The organism is Caulobacter sp. Root655, from assembly GCF_001427665.1.
Lineage (GTDB): Bacteria > Pseudomonadota > Alphaproteobacteria > Caulobacterales > Caulobacteraceae > Caulobacter.
Map to the genome: position 1 here is coordinate 359055 of NZ_LMHC01000021.1, position 17566 is coordinate 376620.

Below are 17566 nucleotides of genomic sequence, written 5' to 3' on the forward strand. Positions count from 1 at the left end.
GCCCCGCGCCCCTCCTTGGACCGTCATCCATCCGAGGAAATTCCCAATGCCGTCGTTCCTTGCCCCCTTCGCCGAGAGCTGGTTGCGCTCCACCCTGACGGACGTCACCCGGTACGTGATCTTCGCGGTCGGCGTCTGGCTGGTCCTGTGGGTCGTCCTGGCGATCCCGCTCGCCAGCCGCAAGATCCGCGACAGCGCTCCGCCCGCGCGGCAGCTGATGATCGAATTCGCCTGCTCGATCCGCTCGATCATGATCTTCTCGACGGTCGGCCTGCTGACCTTCGGCCTGTTCCACGCCGGCCTGATGCCGGGCCCCTACATCGCCCGGAGCCTGGGGCCGGTCTGGTTCTGGACCAGCCTGGTCCTGATGATCGTCGCCCACGACGCCTGGTTCTACTGGACCCACCGGCTGATCCACGACCGTCGGCTGTTTCGCGCCTTCCATCGGCGTCATCACCGGTCGAACAATCCCTCGCCGTTCACCGCCTACAGCTTCGACCTCGGCGAGGCGGCGATCAACGCGCTGTTCGTACCGCTGTGGATGATGCTCGTGCCGACCCAATGGCCGGTCGCGGGACTGTTCATGCTGCATCAGATCGTGCGCAACACCCTGGGCCACAGCGGCTACGAGCTGTTCCCCGCCCGGCGCGACGGGCGGCCGCTGTTGCCCTGGCTGACCACGGTGACCCACCACGACCTGCACCACGCCCAGGCCGGCTGGAACTACGGCCTCTATTTCACCTGGTGGGACAAGATGATGGGCACCGAGAACCCGGACTATCTGAAGCGCTTCGCGGCGGCGGTGCGTCCTTCGAGGCTCGGCTCCGCCTCGCACCTCAGGATGAGGGAGTCAGCAAAACGCTCCTCATCCTGAGGCGCCCGCGTAGCGGGCCTCGAAGGACGCACTGAGCGAGCGGAACTACCAGGTCGTCCGGACCAGCTTGACCATCAGGCGACCGTCCTGGATCCGCTCGTCGGCGGTGCGCAGGCTGACGGTGAACTCGGCGGGAATGTCGAAGGGTCGGGTCAGGCTGACGTCGAAGCCCTCCTCGCCCGTCGTGCCGCCGCCCAAGGCGATCGATCCGACCTGGCGTCCGTCCAGGGTCAGCGCCGAACGCAGGTTGGCGCGGGTCACGGGCGCGGCGCGCTTGGTCACATCGACGGGCGCCACGGCGTTCATGTCCACCGAGACGCTGACATAGTTGGTCCGGGGCATGAAGCCGAAGCCGAACAGTCGTGACATCGACGAACGCACACCGGCCTCGCGCTGGTTCCAGGATGCGCCGAGGGCCAGCGCGCGGGGGCTGGGTCCCTGTTCCGTCTTGGCCGCCAGGTCGAGGTTGAAGTCGTAGGTCGGGCTGTCCAGATTGCCGGCCACCTTGGCGACGAAGGTGGCCTTTTCCCCGTCGGTGGACAGGTCCAGTGGCAGGGCCGCGGAATAGCCTTGGAAACGGCCGTCATTGCCCCAGACCGACAGGTCCGGCTTGCGCACGATGTCGCCGGCCAGCGCCGGCCCGGCCATGATGACCACGACCGCAGCGATCAAGGATGACGTTCGTAGCCCCATGTTCGCCCGATAGCATGACCCGGCGTCAAGCCAAAGAGGCCAAGCGTCGCATTTGTATGATATCGCCGTGACCGCCGCAGGATCAGGCGCCCGCAGGGTTTCCTTGCCTTGCCGCGCCCTTTCGGCTATTAGCGCGCCCTCTCACGGATGGCGGTCTTGCACGCAGCCCCACGGGGTCGGGATTTCCCGCTCGGCATGCAGGATCCATCGTGGTCGACGGACTTCCGCCGTCGCTCACGCCGCCTTCCAAGCCGGAAGAAGGAAAACATGGCGTTCTACGAACACGTGGTCATCGCGCGGCAGGACATCTCGCCGCAACAGGCCGAAGCTCTGAATGAGCAACTCAAGGCCCTCCTGGAAGAAAATGGCGGTCATATCGCCAAGATCGAATACTGGGGCCTGCGTAACCTCACCTATCGCATCAAGAAGAACCGCAAGGGCCACTACTCCCTGCTCGCCATCGACGCTCCGGCCCCGGCCGTGAAGGAGATGGAACGTCAGCTGCTGATCAATGAAGACGTGCTGCGCTTCATGACCATCCGCGTCGAAGAGCTGGACCTGGAACTGTCGCCGGTTCTGGCCCGTCGCGACCGCGAACGTGGCGAGCGCTCCGAGCGCCCGCGCGAAGACTTCGCGCCGGCCGCGTAAGGGAGAAGAGAGATCATGACCGATACCACTGCTCCCGAAGCCCCCGCTGGCGCCCCCGCCGGCGCCGGCGCTCGCCGCCCGTTCTTCCGCCGCCGCAAGGTGTGCCCGTTCTCCGGCGCCAACGCCCCGAAGATCGACTACAAGGACGTCAAGCTCCTGCAACGCTACGTTTCCGAGCGCGGCAAGATCGTGCCGTCGCGCATCACCGCGGTGTCGGCCAAGAAGCAACGCGAACTGGCCAAGGCCATCAAGCGCGCCCGCTTCCTGGCTCTGCTCCCCTACGTCGTGAAGTAAGGGAGACACCACGATGAAAGTTATCCTGCTCGAACGCGTCGAAGGCACCGGCGTCCTCGGCGACGTGGTCTCGGTGAAGGACGGCTTCGCCCGTAACTTCCTGCTGCCGCGTCACAAGGCTCTGCGCGCCAACTCGGCCAACCTGAAGTCCTTCGAAGTTCAGCGCGCTGAAATCGAAGCCCGCAACGTCAAGAACCGCGAAGCCGCCGGCAAGTCCGGTGAAGGCCTCGACGGCAAGCAGTACGTGATGATCCGTCAAGCCGGCGAAAGCGGCCAGCTGTACGGTTCGGTCGCGGGCCGCGACGTCGCCGACGCCATCAAGGCCGAAGGCGGCAAGGTCGATCGCTCGATGATCGTCCTCGACAAGCCGATCAAGAACCTCGGCGTTCACGAAGTGAAGGTGAAGCTGCACGCTGAAGTGACCGTCACGGTCACGCTCAACATCGCGCGCAGCCAGGACGAAGCCGATCGCCAGGCGCGCGGCGAAAACGTCGTCGCCGCTCAGTTCGAAGAAGACCGCGCGGCCGAGGCCGAAGCGGCTTCGGACATGGCGGCCGGCGGCGCCGGTTCGTTCGAAGGCGACCACTACGAGTCCTAACGGCCTCGGGTCATCGACCGACCTCAAGGAAACGGCGCGGAGCAATCCGCGCCGTTTTTCTTTTGCCGCTTCGACACAATCGTCATTTACGATCGGTGCGAATACGCGCTTTCTACCCCTGTAACTCGCGTGTGAAGCGTAAATCGCGGCACGCAAGAACGAGGGGAATGGAAACCATGCATCGTCGCCACCTTCTGCTGGCCGCCGTCTCGGCCGGCGCGCTCCTGCAACTTCCCGCCATCGCCGTCGCTCAGGACCAGGCCGCCGAACAGACTCAGGTCGAGGAACTGGTCGTGACCGGCACCCGCACCCCGGGCCGGACACGCCTCGACACCATCGCGCCCGTCGACGTCATCGGCGCCCAGGCCCTGGCCCGCCAGGGCAACGGCGCGGAACTGGCCCAGGCCCTGGCCAACCTGACGCCCGCCATCGATTTCCCGCGTCCGGCCATCACCGACGGCACCGACCACGTCCGCCCCGCCACCCTGCGCGGCCTGGCGCCCGACCAGACCCTGGTGCTGATCAACGGCATGCGCGGCCACGTCGGCGCCCTGGTCAACATCAACGGCTCGATCGGCCGCGGCTCGACCGCCTTCGACCTCAACACCATCCCGACGGTCGCCGTCGAGCGGGTCGAGGTGCTGCGCGACGGGGCCTCGGCCCAGTACGGCGCCGACGCCATCGCCGGGGTCATCAACCTGCGTCTGCGCGAGGCCCGCAGCGGCGGCGGCGTGACGCTGAACTACGGAATCTACGACACCGACTACAAGACCGCGCGAGGCAAGCACGACGCCCATGACGGCCTGACCGAGTCGGCCTCCGCCTGGGTGGGCCTGCCGCTGGGCGCCGAGGGCTTCCTGACGGTGACCGGCGAATATCTGAACCGCCACCCGACCAACCGCTCCGACTATGTCGACCTGAACGCGGCCCCGAACTACGGCCGCAAGGTGGTGCTGGGCCGTTACGGCGATCCCAAGCTGGAGAGCAAGGCGGTCTATCTGAACGCCGGCCTGCCGGTGAACGAGACCTGGACGCTGTACAGCTACGGCGGCTACCAGCGCCGCGACACCGAGGCCGCGGCCACCGCGCGGACCTACAACAACTCCAACAACGTTCCGGCTGTCTATCCGGGCGGCTTCCTGCCGATCATCGCCACCAAGATCGACGACTACAACGTCGCCGGCGGCGTCAAGGGCGAACTGGCCGGGTTCAAGACGGACCTGGGCGTCACCTACGGCAAGAACAAGCTCGAATACACGATCAAGAACACCATCAACTCGACCTTCGGCGCGGCCTCGCCGCGCACCTTCAAGGCCGGCGGACTCGACTACGACCAGTTCCTGGTCAACCTCAACATGAGCAAGGGTTTCGACCTGGGGCTCATCGAGCCGACCAACCTGGGCTTCGGCCTGGAGTACCGCAAGGAAGGCTTCTCGGTGCACCAGGGCGAGCCGGCCTCCTACACCAAGGGCCCGCTGGCCGGCGCGCCGGTGTCGCAGGGCTTCGGCGGCTTCCGGCCGTCGAACGTCGTGGACAAGTCGCGCCACAACGTCTCGGCCTATGTCGACCTCGAAGGCAAGCTGACGCAGCGCCTGTCGTTCGACGCCGCCGCTCGCTACGAGGACTATTCGGACTTCGGCTCGAAGGTCACCGGCAAGCTGGCGGCCCGCTTCGATGTCGACGACGCCCTGGCCATCCGGGGCGCCATCTCCAGCGGCGTCAAGTCGCCGGCCCTGCAGCAGCAGTACTTCAGCTATACGGCGACCAACAACGTCGCCACGCCGACCGGGTCGATCCTGGTGGAGTCGGGCACCTTCACGGTCGACAGCCCGATCGCCGTGGCCCTGGGCGCCAAGCCGCTGAAGCCCGAGGAGTCGATGAACTATTCGGCCGGCATCGTCTTCCACACCGGTCCGTTCGAACTGACCATCGACGCCTACCAGATCGACATCGACGACCGCATCGTGCTGTCGGAGAACCTGCCCAACCCCTCGACCCCGGCGGCGACGGCGGCGGTGATCAACGCCCTGCTGGCCCCCTACGGCGTCAGCGCGGCGCGCTTCTTCCTCAACGGCGTCGAGACCCGCACGCGGGGCGTCGACATCGTCGGGCGCTACAAGCTCGAGACCGAGACGGCCGGTCGCTACGACTTCACCGTGGCCGCCAACTTCAACGGCACCGACGTGAGAAAGACGCCCAGCCTGCCGACCATCACCAATGTCGGCCAGCCGCCGTTCCTGTTCGACCGCGGCAACGTCCTGACCTACGAACAAGGCACGCCCAACCAGAAGTTCGTGTTCAACACCGACTGGAGCCTGGGCGACCTCGGCGTCACCGCCAAGGCCACCTATTACGACAGCGTCCTGGTGCCCAACAACAACCCGACGCTGGACTACGAGACCGGCCACCGCACGATCGTCGACCTGGAAGGCCGCTACAAGCTGGGTCCGGCGGGCCTGGCGCTGGGCGTCAACAACCTGTTCGACCAGTACCCGCGCGAGACCCCGCCGCTGATCAACTCGCCCAGCGGCTCGATCGGCTTCCCCAGCTATTCGCCGTTCGGCTTCAACGGGCGGTTCCTGTACGCGCGGGTGAGCTACAACTGGTAGGATGACCTAGCGTCAACTGGCGCGGCGCGGAGAGCGATCTCCGCGCCATTCCCCTACGTCCGGTTCTGTCTTGGGGCGGGGTCAGAATATACACAGAACATCCCCGTTCATCTTCGCTGGCGCGCCGCTGCGTCCGCGCGGAAATCCCGGCTAGGCGTTAACCTGTGGCGATGTCTCTCGTTCCTGCCCTAGACCTCCGCCCACCCTCGTCGATGGGCGATATCGTCGTCGCCGTCGCGCCGCACAACCTGGAAGCCGAGCAAGCCTTGCTGGGCGTGCTGCTGTACGACAACGCCGCCTACGAGCGCCTGACCGACAGCCTGCAGGGCCGTCACTTCTACGAGCCCTTCCACGCGCGACTGTTCAGCGCGATCGAGACCCACATCCGCAAGGGCCAGCTGGCCGAGCCGATCCTGCTGGCCGACGAGTTCAAGCACGACCCGGCCTTCGACGAACTGGGCGGCCTGCGCTACCTGGCCGACCTGGTCGACCGCGCTCCGCCCGCCGCCAATGTCGGCGACTACGCCCGCGCCGTCTTCGACCTGGCCCTGCGCCGCGACCTGATCCGCATCGGCGGTGAAATCGCCTCTACCGCCCACGGCCAGGGCAAGGACGAGGCCAAGCTGCCGGCCCGCGACCAGATCGAGGCGGCCGAACAGCAGCTCTACACCCTGGCCGAAAGCGGCACGGCCAGCTCCGGCTTCGTCAGCTTCGGCGAAGCCCTGCGCGGCGCGGTCGAGATGACCGCCGAGGCCTACAGCCGCGACGGCGGCATGTCGGGCGTCGCCACCGACCTGATCGACCTCGACCAGAAGATCGGCGGCCTGCACCCTTCCGACCTCGTGGTCCTGGCCGGTCGTCCGTCGATGGGCAAGACGGCGCTGGCCACCAACATCGCCTTCAACATCGCCAAGAAGTACGCCTGGGAGCCCCAGCCGGACGGCACCAAGAAGACCGTCAGCGGCGGGGTCGTGGCCTTCTTCTCGCTGGAAATGAGCGCCGAGCAGCTGGCCCTGCGGATGCTGGCCGACGCCTCGGGGGTATCGGGCGACAAGTTGCGCAAGGGCGAGATCGACGCCTCGGAGTTCGGCCGGGTGCGCGACGCGGCCATCGAGCTGCAGGAAGCCCCGCTCTACATCGACGCCACCGGCGGCATCTCGATCGCCAAGCTGACCGCCCGGGCCCGCCGCCTGAAGCGCCAGGTCGGCCTGGACCTGGTGGTGGTCGACTATCTGCAGCTGGTCACCGGCTCGGACCTCGGCTCCAACGCCAACCGCGTGCAGGAGGTCAGCCAGATCACCATGGGTCTCAAGGCCCTGGCCAAGGAACTGGCCTGCCCGGTCATCGCTCTGTCGCAGTTGTCGCGTCAAGTCGAGCAGCGCGAGGACAAGCGGCCCCAGCTCTCCGACCTTCGGGAATCGGGCTCGATCGAGCAGGACGCCGACATGGTCTGGTTCGTCTATCGCGAAAGCTACTATGTCGGCCGTTCGGAACCGCGCGAGGGCACGCCCGAGCACCTGCAATGGCAGGAGGACATGGACCGCCTGCAGGGCCTGGCCGAGGTGATCATCGCCAAGCAACGTCACGGCCCGATCGGCACCGTGCGCCTGTCGTTCAACAGCGACACCACCCGCTTCGGCAACCTCGCCCGCGACCACTATTTCCACCAGCACCGCTCGGGCAACGAGGAATAGGGCGCGCCCTTTCACCGTCTGCTCGCACCAAGACCTGTCATCCCGGGCGCAGCGAAGCGAAGACCCGGGACCGACGCCTGAGCGCCGCGCTTCCGGCGGTCCCGGATCTTCGCGCGATGCGCTCGTCCGGGATGACAAAATGGGTTGGACCTTCTCCCCTCGCCGCCTTGAGTGCTAAAGCCGCCCTCGTGACCGAAACTTCCGTGCTGACCCTCGACCTCGACGCCCTGGCGTCCAACCACGCCGTGCTCCGGGCCCAGGCGGGCGGAGCCGAGATCGCGCCGGCCGTGAAGGCCGATGGCTACGGCCTGGGCGCGGCCCTGGTGGCGGCGCGGCTGTGGGATGAAGGGGCGCGAAGCTTCTATGTCGCGCGGCTGTCGGAAGGGCTGGCCCTGCGCCGCGCCCTGGGCGACCGCGCCGCCACGATCTACCTGCTGGACGGCGTCACGCCAGGCTCGGCCCCGGCCATCGAGGCGGCGCGCCTGACCCCGGTGCTCAACAGCCTGCCGCAGATCGAGGCCTGGAACAGCCACGCGCGCGGCCGGGTTCTGGACGCCGCCCTGCACATCGACACCGGCATGAACCGTCTGGGCCTGCGTCCCGAGGAGGCCGTGGTGCTGACCGGGGCGATGGACCGGCTGGGGCACGTCAATATCGACCTGGTGATCAGCCACCTGGCCTGCGCCAGCGAGCCGGGCCACCCGCTCAACGCCCACCAACTGACCCGCTTCACCGAGACCGCCGCCCTGTTTCCCGACGCCCGCCGCAGCCTGGCCAATTCCGGCGGGATCTTCCTGGGCGACGACTACCGCTTCGACCAGGCGCGGCCGGGGATCAGCCTCTACGGCGGCGGACCGCGGGACGTTCCCGACGCCCGGATCAAGGCCGTGGCGACGCTGGAAGCGCCGATCCTGCAGGTGCGGGTCATGCCGCGCGGCGAGAGCATCGGCTACGGCGCGACCTATACGGCGTCCCAGACCACCCGCGTCGCCATCCTGGCGGTCGGCTATGCTGACGGCCTGCCCCGCGCCGCCCACCCCCGCGGCGCGGTGTGGTTCGACGGGGCCCGGCGGCCGCTGCTGGGCCGGGTGTCGATGGACCTGATCGCCGTCGACGTCACCGACTGCGACGCGGCCCGCCCGGGCGCGATGATGCAGGTCATCGGCCCCGACCTGCCCGTCGACGACGCGGCGGCCGCGGCGGGCACGACCGCCTATGAGCTGCTGACCCGCATCGCGCCCAGGGCGCGGCGGGTGGCGAAGGGTGGCTGAGACTCAGTGCGTCCTTCGAAGCTCGGCTACGCCTCGCACCTCAGGATGAGAACTTCAGCACAACGCTCCTCATCCTGAGGCGCCCTCCAAGGGAGGGCCTCGAAGGACGCACAGCGGCTGAAGACTACCGCGCCAGGCCTTCCAACCGCCCGAAGTCCACCGAAGCCACGGCCTGCTTGAGCGAATCGACGTTGTCGGCGTTGCCATGGGCCTCGACGGTGAAGCGATTGCCGACCACGACGCTGTAGCGCCCCGACTTGGCCTCGCGGTCCCATTCCTCGACGGTCATGCGCCCGTCCACCTTGCCCATCTTCTCGTAGCCGGTGGCCGTCTCGCTGGAAGACTGGGCGTCGACGGCGTTGGCCATGGCCGCCAGGCCCGCCATGCCGCCCATGTCAGTCACCGACAGGCTGATGCGGGCGTCGCCCTTCTCGTAGTCGCCCGACGCCGTGGCCATCGACATGCCGCCCGCCCCGCCCGAATTGCTTTCCACCGTGGTGCGCGCGTAGCCCGCGATCGCGCCCGGCAGCAAGCCCTTGAGGGTCTCGGACGGAACGGCGGGCACGGTCTTGCCGGCCTCGACCGCCGCGCCGGCCGCCGCCAGTTGCTTGCTGGCCGCATCGAGCTTGCCCAGATCGACCTTGGTTCCGTTGACCTCCATCGTACCCCTGGTGGCGGCGTGGTTGACGGCCGCCCCGAACATCGCCGCGCCCGCCACCGCGCCGGTGACCGCCCCGACCACCATGAACAGCACGATGGCGCACAGGATGGTGACGACCGTGTAGCCGAGGGACTTCTCCTTCGGCGCCTTCATCAGCTTGGGCAGGCCCAGATAGAGCAGGTAGAGGCCGTAAAGGCTGGCCAGGCCGGCGATGATCGCCAGCGCCGGGAAGATCATGAGCACGCCGGCCACCCATCCGGCGGTGCCGGTATAGGCCGCCACCTTGAAGGCCTGGACCCTGTCCTTCTGGCCGTCGAAGCTGGGCGCCAGGGCGTCGATGATCAGGGCCAGCAGGAACACCGACAGCAGGGTCAGGCCATAGGTGACCACGGCGCTGACAATCGCCGCCACCAGGTTCGGCTTGAACGAGACGCCGAAGGCCCCGTGGCCGAACAGCTGCCCACCGATCAGGCTGGCGATCGGCGTGATCGCGGCCAGAATGCAGACATAGCCGACATAGAGCCCCTTGATCGTCGCCGGCTCGGCGTCGATGCGGTCCCATTCGGCCGAGGGTGTCAGCAACAGGCGTTTCACCCGCCCGACGAGGTCGGACGAGGTCGTCCCGGGTTCGATAACAGTCATAAGATTGCCCTCCGCGAATCCTGAGCCATCCCCCGCGCTATTTAGGCATGCCGACGAGACATTGAGAACATTGTTCCGTGACGTCGGGATTCCGAAAGACGCGGAGGGTGCGTCCGGCTTTGGCGCAGTCGTCCTCCAGCCTGTAGTCTCCAGTCATCTTCGAATCAGGAGCTTCCATGGCCCGTGACGGCGCCGTCTACGCCTGCCAGACCTGCGGCGCGGTCCAGACCAAGTGGTCGGGACAGTGCCCGGCCTGCCAGGGCTGGAACTGCCTGGTCGAGGAAACTGGCGTCCGCGCGCCCGGCGCCCTGTCGGCCACCAAGGCCAGCCGCACGCGCGGCCTGCAGTTCACCGGCCTGGAGAGCGACACCCCCGCCCCGCCCCGGATCATCACCGGGGTCGACGAGTTCGACCGGGTGTGCGGCGGCGGCGTGGTGCCCGGTTCGGCCATCCTGATCGGCGGCGACCCTGGGGTCGGCAAGTCCACCCTGCTGCTGGAGGTCGTCGCCAAGGCCTCCCTGCGCGGCGCGTCCTGCGCCTACATCTCCGGCGAGGAGGCCGTGGCCCAGATCCGCGGCCGGGCCGAGCGCATGGGCTTCGCCCAGGCCCCGGTGAAGCTGGCGGCCGAGAGCAGCCTGCGCGACATCCTCGACGGGCTGAAGCGCGACAACTTCGACCTGGTGGTCATCGACTCGATCCAGACCATGTGGAGCGACGCCCACGAGGCCGGGCCCGGCACCGTCACCCAGGTGCGGGCCTGCGCCCAGGAACTGGTGCGTCTGGCCAAGAAGAAGGGCGTGGCCATCCTGCTGGTCGGCCATGTCACCAAGGACGGCCAGATCGCCGGTCCCCGGGTGGTCGAGCACCTGGTCGACGCGGTGCTCAGTTTCGAGGGCGAGCGCGGCTATCCGTTCCGCATCCTGCGCGGGGCCAAGAACCGCTTCGGGGCCACCGACGAGATCGGGGTGTTCGAGATGGGCGACGCAGGGTTGCGGGAGGTCAAGAACCCCTCGGCTCTGTTCCTCAACGACGGCGGCGAGCGGGCGGCCGGCGCGGCGGTGTTCGCCGGCATCGAGGGCTCGCGACCCGTGCTGGTGGAGTTCCAGGCCCTGGTCGCGCCCTCCGCGTACGGAACGCCGCGCCGGGCCGTGGTCGGATGGGATTCCGGGCGCCTGGCCATGGTGCTGGCTGTGCTAGAGAGCCGATGCGGCCTTGGTTTTGGCAACAAGGACGTCTATCTGAACGTCGCTGGCGGCCTGCGGATCACCGAGCCGGCGGCGGACCTGGCTGCGGCGGCGGCCCTGGCCTCTTCGGCCCTGGACATCGCCCTGCCGCAGGACTGCGTCGTGTTCGGCGAGGTCAGCCTGTCTGGCGAGGTGCGGCCCGTGAGCCGTATGGAGACGCGTTTGAAAGAGGCCGCGAAACTCGGCTTTGGTCGAGCTCTGGGACCGCTGTCGGGCCTGCCCGAAGGCGGCGGAGCCCTGCCCGTGGCCGGCGTGGCCCGACTGGCCGACGCGGTGCGGCGAATCGGCGACGAGATCTGGGGCCAGCTGACGTGACTCCCTTCGACATCATCGCCGGCCTGATCCTGCTGGTCTCCGGCCTCGTCGGCTTCGCCCGCGGCGCGTCGCGAGAGCTGACCTCGGCCCTATCGTTCATCGCCGCGGCGATCATCGCCCTGCTGGGCCTGCGCATCACCGGCCCGCTGTTCCGCGGCATGATGGACCCGGACTGGGCGGCCACGGCGGCCGCCATCCTGCTCACCTTCGTGATCGCCTTCATCGCCCTGCGCCTGCTGGGCGCGGCACTGACCAGGACCCTGCACGCCGACGGCGCCCTGGGAACGCTGGACCGGCTGATGGGCCTGGCGTTCGGCCTGATCCGCGGCCTGGTGGTGCTGGGGGTGTTCAACCTGGTGTTCAACATGGCCACCCCGCCCGACCGCGTGCCCGCCTGGGTGTCGCAATCGGCGCTCTACCCCCTATCTACCGCCAGCGCCCGGGTGCTGAAGGTGTTCGCGCCCAAGGGCACGGCCCTGGCCGGAAAACTGGCCCCCGCCATTGAAGACGCCGTTCATGACGGCGCCAGCGACAAACCGTCCGACCGCAAACCGGGCGAACCAAGCTATGATCAGTCCCAGCGTCGCTCCGTCGACGACCTGGTGGAGAAATCGCGATGACGTCCTTCGGCCAGTCGACCGACCGCTACTCGTCCGCGCCGTGGCGTGACCCCGAGGACGACACCCTGCGCCTGGAGTGCGGGGTGTTCGGCGTGTTCGGCGTCCGCGACGCCTCGGCCATCGCGGCCCTGGGCCTGCACGCCCTGCAGCATCGCGGCCAGGAGGCCTGCGGCATCGCCGCCTTCGACGGCCAGCGCTTCCACACCGAACGCCACATGGGCCACGTCGGCGACGCCTTCACCGGCAACGACCTGGTCGAGCGCCTGCCCGGCCACATGGCCATCGGCCATACCCGCTACTCGACGGCGGGCGGCAGCTTTATCCGCAACGTCCAGCCGATGTTCGCCGATCTCGAGACCGGCGGCGTGGCCCTGGCCCACAACGGCAACCTGACCAACTTCCTGACCCTGCGCGAACGCCTGGTGCAGGAGGGGGCGATCTTCCAGTCGACCTCGGACTCCGAGGTGATCCTCCACCTGATCGCCCGTTCGCGGAAGGCCCGCATCGTCGACCGCTTCATCGACGCCGTGGCCCAGATCGAGGGCGGCTACGCCCTGGTGGCGATCACCAACAAGAAGATGATCGGCGTCCGCGACCCGCTGGGCATCCGCCCGCTGGTGCTGGGCGACCTGGACGGAAAGCCCGTCCTGGCGTCGGAAACCTGCGCCCTGGACATGATCGGGGCCCGCTTCGTGCGCGACGTCGAGCACGGCGAGATGGTGGTGATCTCCGAGACCGGGGTGAAGTCGCTGCGGCCGTTCCACAACCTGGCCGCCCGCCCCTGCGTGTTCGAATATGTCTATTTCGCCCGCCCCGACAGCGTGGTGAACGGCCGCTCGGTCTATGACGTGCGCAAGCGCATGGGCCAGCGCCTGGCCCAGGAGACCGGCGTCGAGGCCGACGTCGTGGTGCCGGTGCCCGACAGCGGCGTGCCGGCCGCCATCGGCTACGCCCAGGCGAGCGGCATCCCCTTCGACCTCGGCATCATCCGCAACCACTATGTGGGCCGCACCTTCATCCAGCCGACCCAAGGCGTGCGCGAGCTGGGCGTACGCATGAAGCACAGCCCCAACCGCGCCGTCCTGGCCGGCAAGCGCGTGGTGCTGATCGACGACTCGATCGTGCGCGGCACCACCTCGCTGAAGATCGTCCGCATGGTCCGCGAAGCCGGCGCCAAGGAGGTCCACCTCCGCTCGGCCAGCCCGCCGATCAAGTGGCCCGACTTCTACGGCATCGACATGCCCGAGCGCGAACAGCTGCTGGCGGCCAACAAGTCGCTGGAGGAGATGGCCAAGTTCCTCGAGGTCGACTCCCTGGGTTTCCTGTCGGTCGACGGCCTTTACGAAGCGCTGGAAGCCGGTCCGCGTGACCCGGCCCACCCGCAGTTCACCGACCACTATTTCACCGGCGACTATCCCACCCGCCTGACCGACCGCGAGATCGCCGAAGGCCGCAACGACCAGGCCGAGAAGCAGCTGTCGCTGCTGGTCAGCGCCTAGTTTTTCCCTTCCGCTCATCTCGGCGAAAGCCGGGACCCGAGCAGCGCTCGAAACCCACCTCCAACGCTCGACCCGAAACTCGGCATGGATCCCGGCTTTCGCCGGGATGAGCGGATGGTGGGAGCCAGCCAGCCGCAGTGATCCCGATGTTCAAAGACCTCCTCGCCAAGCTCAAGATCGACACCTACATCCTGCTGCTGTTCGGGATGGTCGTGCTGGCCACGGTCCTGCCGGTGCGGGGTGAAGCGGCGACGATCGTGGGCTGGGTCGTCAAGATCGCCATCGCCCTGCTGTTCTTCCTGCACGGCGCCAAGCTGTCGCGCGAAGCCGTCGTCGCGGGCCTGACCCACTGGCGTCTACACCTGACGATCCTGGCCTTCACCTTCGTGATGTTCCCGGCGCTGGGGCTGCTGATCAGCAAGTCGGGCCTGCTGTCGCCTACCCTGTCGACCGGCATGCTGTTCCTCTGCTGCCTGCCCTCGACCGTGCAGTCGTCCATCGCCTTCACCTCGATCGGTCGCGGCAACATCGCCGCCGCCGTCTGCGCGGCCTCGGCCTCGAACCTGCTGGGCATCTTCCTGACGCCGGTGCTGGTCGGCCTGTTGATGCAGGCCCACGGCGACGTCGGCGGCTGGGAGTCGATCCGGTCGATCATCATCCAGCTGTTGCTGCCGTTCATCGCCGGCCAGCTTCTCCGGCCCTTGATCCGCGACTGGATCGAGCGGCACAAGGCCCTGGTCGGCCAGGTCGATCGTGGTTCGATCCTGCTGGTGGTCTATTCGGCCTTCAGCGCCGCCGTGGTCGGCGGCATCTGGAAGACGGTTTCCATACCCGAGCTGGCCGTCCTGCTGGCCGCCTGCGTCGTGCTGCTGGCCGTGGTGATGACCGCGACCATGTTCGGCGCGCGGGCCCTGGGCTTTTCCAAGCCCGACGAGGTGGCCATCGTGTTCTGCGGCTCCAAAAAGAGCCTGGCCACCGGCGTGCCGATGGCCGGCATCCTGTTCCCCGGCGCCACGGCGGGCGTCCTGGTGCTGCCACTGATGCTGTTCCACCAGATCCAGCTGATGGCCTGCTCGGTGCTGGCCCAGCGCTATGGGGCCAGGTCGGCGGACGAGGCCTGATCACCGCCGACGCGGTTTCCATCCCATCCGATAGCCACTAGAACCCGCCCATGAATTCCGACTCCATAAAGCCGCTGGCCGGCCGCATCGCCCTCGTCACCGGCGCCACCCGCGGCATTGGCGAGGCCATCGCCGTGGGCCTGGCCGAGGCTGGGGCCCATGTGATCGCCCTGGGCCGCACCCAGGGGGCGCTGGAAGCGCTGGACGACACGATCTTCGCCGCTACCGGCGAGCACGCCACCCTGGTCCCGCTGGACCTGCGCGAGGCCGACGGCCTGGACCATCTGGGCGCGGCCCTGTTCGAACGGTTCGGCAAGCTGGACATCCTGGTCGGCGCCGCCGGGGTCCTGGGCGCCCTGACCCCCGTGGGCCATCTCGACCCCAAGGGCTGGGACATGATCCTGTCCACCAACCTGACGGCCAACTGGCGGCTGATCCGGGCCATGGACCCGCTGCTGCGCCGCGCCGAGGCCGGCCGAGCCGTGTTTCTCACCAGCAGCGTCGCCAAGACCCACCGCGCCTTCTGGGGCGGCTACGCGGCCTCCAAGGCCGGGCTGGAGGCCATCGTCGGCTGCTATGACGACGAGATGGAGAACACCACGGTGCGCGCCATCTGCGTCGATCCCGGCGCCATGCGCACGCGCATGCGGGCCGGAGCCTTCCCGGGCGAGGATCCGCAAAGCGTGCCGGCTCCAGACAGCATCGCGCCGTTCATCGTCGACCTGGTCCGCCCTGACCGCGTGCCCCCCAAGGGCGTCGTGCGCTTCAAGGATCGCGGGCAGGAATCCCCAAGCGAGGGATAGGTCAGTCAAGATACATGTAGAGGCGATGCTTTAGCAGATTCTGACGATTTTCCTGGCCACCAAGAGCCCGTCGGCATGAGAAACCAGGTCCACATGCCCATGCTAATAAGTCATTTTACGTAATATGCTTATTATACGATCGCCAAAACGACTCTGGATCATTCAGAAGTTCGCCTGAAACCAGTCATCGCGCCAAAAAGTCGCAGCAAGACAGGGCTTCTGCCGCGCTAACGTTAAGCTTTCAGAAATGGGGCAAGCGCACGTTTCACGTGTGGAAGCGTCCATCAAGGACCTTCCGGGGAGCCCACCCGAATGTCGTTCTTTTCCATGAAGCGTAACGACGCGAAGACGTTGCAGCGTCTGGCCGACCTGGAAGCCACCGTCGCGGCGATCGACCGCTCGCAGGCGATGATCGAGTTCCAGCTCGACGGCACGATCATCACCGCCAACAAGAACTTCCTGGACACCGTCGGCTATTCACTGGACGAGATCGTCGGCCGCCATCACGGGATCTTCGTCGATCCCGGCTATGGCCGCAGCGCCGAGTACAAGGCCTTCTGGGCCAATCTGGCGCGCGGCGAGTTCTTCGCCGACAAGTTCCAACGGGTCGGCAAGGGCGGCAAGGACGTCTGGATCCAGGGCGCCTACAACCCGATCTTCGATGCTGCCGGCCAGCCCTGCAAGGTCATCAAGTTCGCCATCGACATCACCGACGTCGAGCTGGAGCGGATCGCCAACGAGGCCCGGCGCAAGGCCGAGGAAGAACAGACGGCCGTGGTCTTCTCCCTCGCCGAGCGCCTTCAGCGCCTGGCCGCCGGCGACCTGACCGCCCGGATCACTGAGCCCTTCGAAGGCCGCTTCCAGCAGATCAAGGACGACTACAACGCCGCGATCGACAGTCTGCGCGACGCCATCGGCCAGATCTCCGGCGCCACCGACGGCCTGCGCAGCGGCTCCGACGAGATCGCCGGCGCTTCGGAGGACCTCTCCCGCCGCACCGAGCAGCAGGCCGCCAGCCTGGAAGAGACCGCCGCGGCGCTGGACCAGATCACCGCCACGGTGCGCCGCAGCGCCGCGGGGGCCAAGGAGGCTTCCACCGCCGCTTCCAGCGCCCGGGAGGACGCCACCCGCTCCGGCGAGATCATGCGCGACGCCGTCGAGGCCATGGGCGAGATCGAACAGAGCTCGGGCAAGATCACCCAGATCATCGGCGTCATCGACGAGATCGCCTTCCAGACCAACCTGCTGGCCCTGAACGCCGGGGTCGAAGCGGCCCGGGCCGGTGACGCGGGGCGAGGCTTCGCGGTCGTCGCCCAGGAGGTTCGAGCCCTGGCCCAGCGCTCGGCCGAGGCGGCCAAGGAGATCAAGACGCTGATCGCCAGCAGCACCTCGCAGGTCGCGCGCGGCGTCCAACTGGTCGGCGAGACCGGCCAGGCACTGGGCGGCATCGTCGGCAAGGTCACCCAGATCGACACCTTGATCTCCGAGATCGCCCAGTCGTCGCAGGAGCAGGCCACCGGCCTCGCCCAGGTGAACACCGCCGTCAACCAGATGGACGAGGTCACCCAGCAGAACGCCGCCATGGTCGAGGAGGCCACGGCCGCCGCCGCCAGCCTGAACGCCGAGGCGGCCGAGCTGACCAGACTGGTCTCACGCTTTCAAACCGGAGAGCAGACGATCACCCGCCGCCCCGAACTGGCTCAAACCGATCGGCATCGTCCCAGCGACAATCCGGTGGCCCGCGCCCAGGCCCGCGCCCAGGCCAGGATCGGCGCCCAGTTCCGCCCAGGCGCCGGCGCCGCCGCGACCGCGGCCAAGGTTTGGGAGGAATTCTAAGAGCTTCCCGATCCGATATCCGGAAGAGTCGGATCGTGAATGCGCCGGGACGTCGACACCCCCTTCGGTCGTCCCGGCGCGCCTTGTACAGCGTAACCAGTATCGCTTAGGCGGACGGGCCTCCTTCACGGGAGGCCCGTTTCG

General features: G+C 67.8%; 15 protein-coding genes. 13 read left to right on the forward strand and 2 right to left on the reverse strand.

Annotated features, from left to right (window positions below):
- Positions 1-46 precede the first annotated feature (46 nt).
- Positions 47-874: a sterol desaturase family protein gene (locus ASD79_RS13075; RefSeq protein WP_056722282.1), complete on the forward strand. Its 828-nt coding sequence runs from the start codon at positions 47-49 to the stop codon at positions 872-874.
- 45 nt (positions 875-919) lie between these two features.
- On the opposite strand, the gene ASD79_RS13080 is transcribed toward ASD79_RS13075, so the two are convergent.
- Positions 920-1567, reverse strand: coding sequence for a hypothetical protein (locus ASD79_RS13080; RefSeq protein ID WP_056722285.1), 648 nt, complete (start codon positions 1565-1567; stop codon positions 920-922).
- Between the two features lie 267 nt (positions 1568-1834).
- On the opposite strand from ASD79_RS13080, the gene rpsF reads away from it, so the two are divergent.
- The 6 genes from rpsF (at position 1835) to alr (ending at position 8681) form a co-directional block, all read left to right on the forward strand.
- The gene (rpsF, locus tag ASD79_RS13085; RefSeq protein WP_056722287.1) at positions 1835-2215 is read left to right on the forward strand and encodes a 30S ribosomal protein S6; all 381 of its coding nucleotides are present in this window, start codon (positions 1835-1837) and stop codon (positions 2213-2215) included.
- 15 nt (positions 2216-2230) lie between these two features.
- Positions 2231-2509, forward strand: a complete 279-nt coding sequence (gene rpsR / locus ASD79_RS13090; protein WP_007672610.1) for a 30S ribosomal protein S18 — start codon at positions 2231-2233, stop codon at positions 2507-2509.
- Positions 2510-2522: 13 nt separating this feature from the next.
- Positions 2523-3107 (forward strand): 50S ribosomal protein L9, encoded by a 585-nt coding sequence (rplI, locus tag ASD79_RS13095; protein ID WP_056722289.1) that lies wholly within the window; start codon positions 2523-2525, stop codon positions 3105-3107.
- Positions 3108-3283: 176 nt separating this feature from the next.
- Positions 3284-5716, forward strand: coding sequence for a TonB-dependent siderophore receptor (locus ASD79_RS13100; protein ID WP_056722640.1), 2433 nt, complete (start codon positions 3284-3286; stop codon positions 5714-5716).
- 164 nt (positions 5717-5880) lie between these two features.
- Positions 5881-7410 carry a replicative DNA helicase gene (locus ASD79_RS13105; RefSeq protein ID WP_035037169.1) on the forward strand — a complete coding sequence of 510 codons (1530 nt, stop codon included), beginning with the start codon at positions 5881-5883 and terminating at the stop codon, positions 7408-7410.
- Positions 7411-7598: 188 nt separating this feature from the next.
- Positions 7599-8681, forward strand: a complete 1083-nt coding sequence (gene alr, locus ASD79_RS13110; protein WP_056722290.1) for an alanine racemase — start codon at positions 7599-7601, stop codon at positions 8679-8681.
- Between the two features lie 124 nt (positions 8682-8805).
- On the opposite strand, the gene ASD79_RS13115 is transcribed toward alr, so the two are convergent.
- On the reverse strand, positions 8806-9984 hold the full coding sequence (locus tag ASD79_RS13115) for a Yip1 family protein (RefSeq protein WP_056722292.1): 1179 nt from the start codon (positions 9982-9984) through the stop codon (positions 8806-8808).
- Between the two features lie 176 nt (positions 9985-10160).
- Between ASD79_RS13115 and radA the strand changes: the two genes are divergently transcribed.
- The 6 genes from radA (at position 10161) to ASD79_RS13145 (ending at position 17422) form a co-directional block, all read left to right on the forward strand.
- A complete protein-coding gene (gene radA / locus ASD79_RS13120; protein WP_056722294.1) occupies positions 10161-11543 on the forward strand; it encodes a DNA repair protein RadA in 1383 nt (460 codons plus the stop codon).
- Positions 11540-12163 carry a CvpA family protein gene (locus tag ASD79_RS13125; protein WP_056722296.1) on the forward strand — a complete coding sequence of 208 codons (624 nt, stop codon included), beginning with the start codon at positions 11540-11542 and terminating at the stop codon, positions 12161-12163. Before radA ends, ASD79_RS13125 begins: the two co-directional genes overlap by 4 nt.
- On the forward strand, positions 12160-13662 hold the full coding sequence (gene purF / locus ASD79_RS13130) for an amidophosphoribosyltransferase (RefSeq protein WP_056722298.1): 1503 nt from the start codon (positions 12160-12162) through the stop codon (positions 13660-13662). The genes ASD79_RS13125 and purF overlap by 4 nt, the downstream gene beginning before the upstream one ends.
- Before the next feature lie 146 nt (positions 13663-13808).
- A complete protein-coding gene (locus tag ASD79_RS13135) occupies positions 13809-14783 on the forward strand; it encodes a bile acid:sodium symporter family protein (protein ID WP_056722300.1) in 975 nt (324 codons plus the stop codon).
- Between the two features lie 50 nt (positions 14784-14833).
- A complete protein-coding gene (locus ASD79_RS13140) occupies positions 14834-15586 on the forward strand; it encodes an SDR family NAD(P)-dependent oxidoreductase (protein WP_056722303.1) in 753 nt (250 codons plus the stop codon).
- 312 nt (positions 15587-15898) lie between these two features.
- On the forward strand, positions 15899-17422 hold the full coding sequence (locus ASD79_RS13145) for a PAS domain-containing methyl-accepting chemotaxis protein (protein WP_056722305.1): 1524 nt from the start codon (positions 15899-15901) through the stop codon (positions 17420-17422).
- Positions 17423-17566: the final 144 nt, after the last annotated feature.

Coding starts and splice junctions, on each gene's coding strand:
- rpsF (WP_056722287.1), top strand. CDS start 1,835: ATGGCGTTCTACGAACACGTGGTCATCGCGCGGCAGGACATCTCGCCG.
- ASD79_RS13135 (WP_056722300.1), top strand. CDS start 13,809: ATGTTCAAAGACCTCCTCGCCAAGCTCAAGATCGACACCTACATCCTG.
- radA (WP_056722294.1), top strand. CDS start 10,161: ATGGCCCGTGACGGCGCCGTCTACGCCTGCCAGACCTGCGGCGCGGTC.
- ASD79_RS13115 (WP_056722292.1), bottom strand. CDS start 9,984: ATGACTGTTATCGAACCCGGGACGACCTCGTCCGACCTCGTCGGGCGG.
- ASD79_RS13140 (WP_056722303.1), top strand. CDS start 14,834: ATGAATTCCGACTCCATAAAGCCGCTGGCCGGCCGCATCGCCCTCGTC.
- ASD79_RS13080 (WP_056722285.1), bottom strand. CDS start 1,567: ATGGGGCTACGAACGTCATCCTTGATCGCTGCGGTCGTGGTCATCATG.
- ASD79_RS13075 (WP_056722282.1), top strand. CDS start 47: ATGCCGTCGTTCCTTGCCCCCTTCGCCGAGAGCTGGTTGCGCTCCACC.
- ASD79_RS13145 (WP_056722305.1), top strand. CDS start 15,899: ATGTCGTTCTTTTCCATGAAGCGTAACGACGCGAAGACGTTGCAGCGT.
- purF (WP_056722298.1), top strand. CDS start 12,160: ATGACGTCCTTCGGCCAGTCGACCGACCGCTACTCGTCCGCGCCGTGG.
- rpsR (WP_007672610.1), top strand. CDS start 2,231: ATGACCGATACCACTGCTCCCGAAGCCCCCGCTGGCGCCCCCGCCGGC.
- rplI (WP_056722289.1), top strand. CDS start 2,523: ATGAAAGTTATCCTGCTCGAACGCGTCGAAGGCACCGGCGTCCTCGGC.
- ASD79_RS13100 (WP_056722640.1), top strand. CDS start 3,284: ATGCATCGTCGCCACCTTCTGCTGGCCGCCGTCTCGGCCGGCGCGCTC.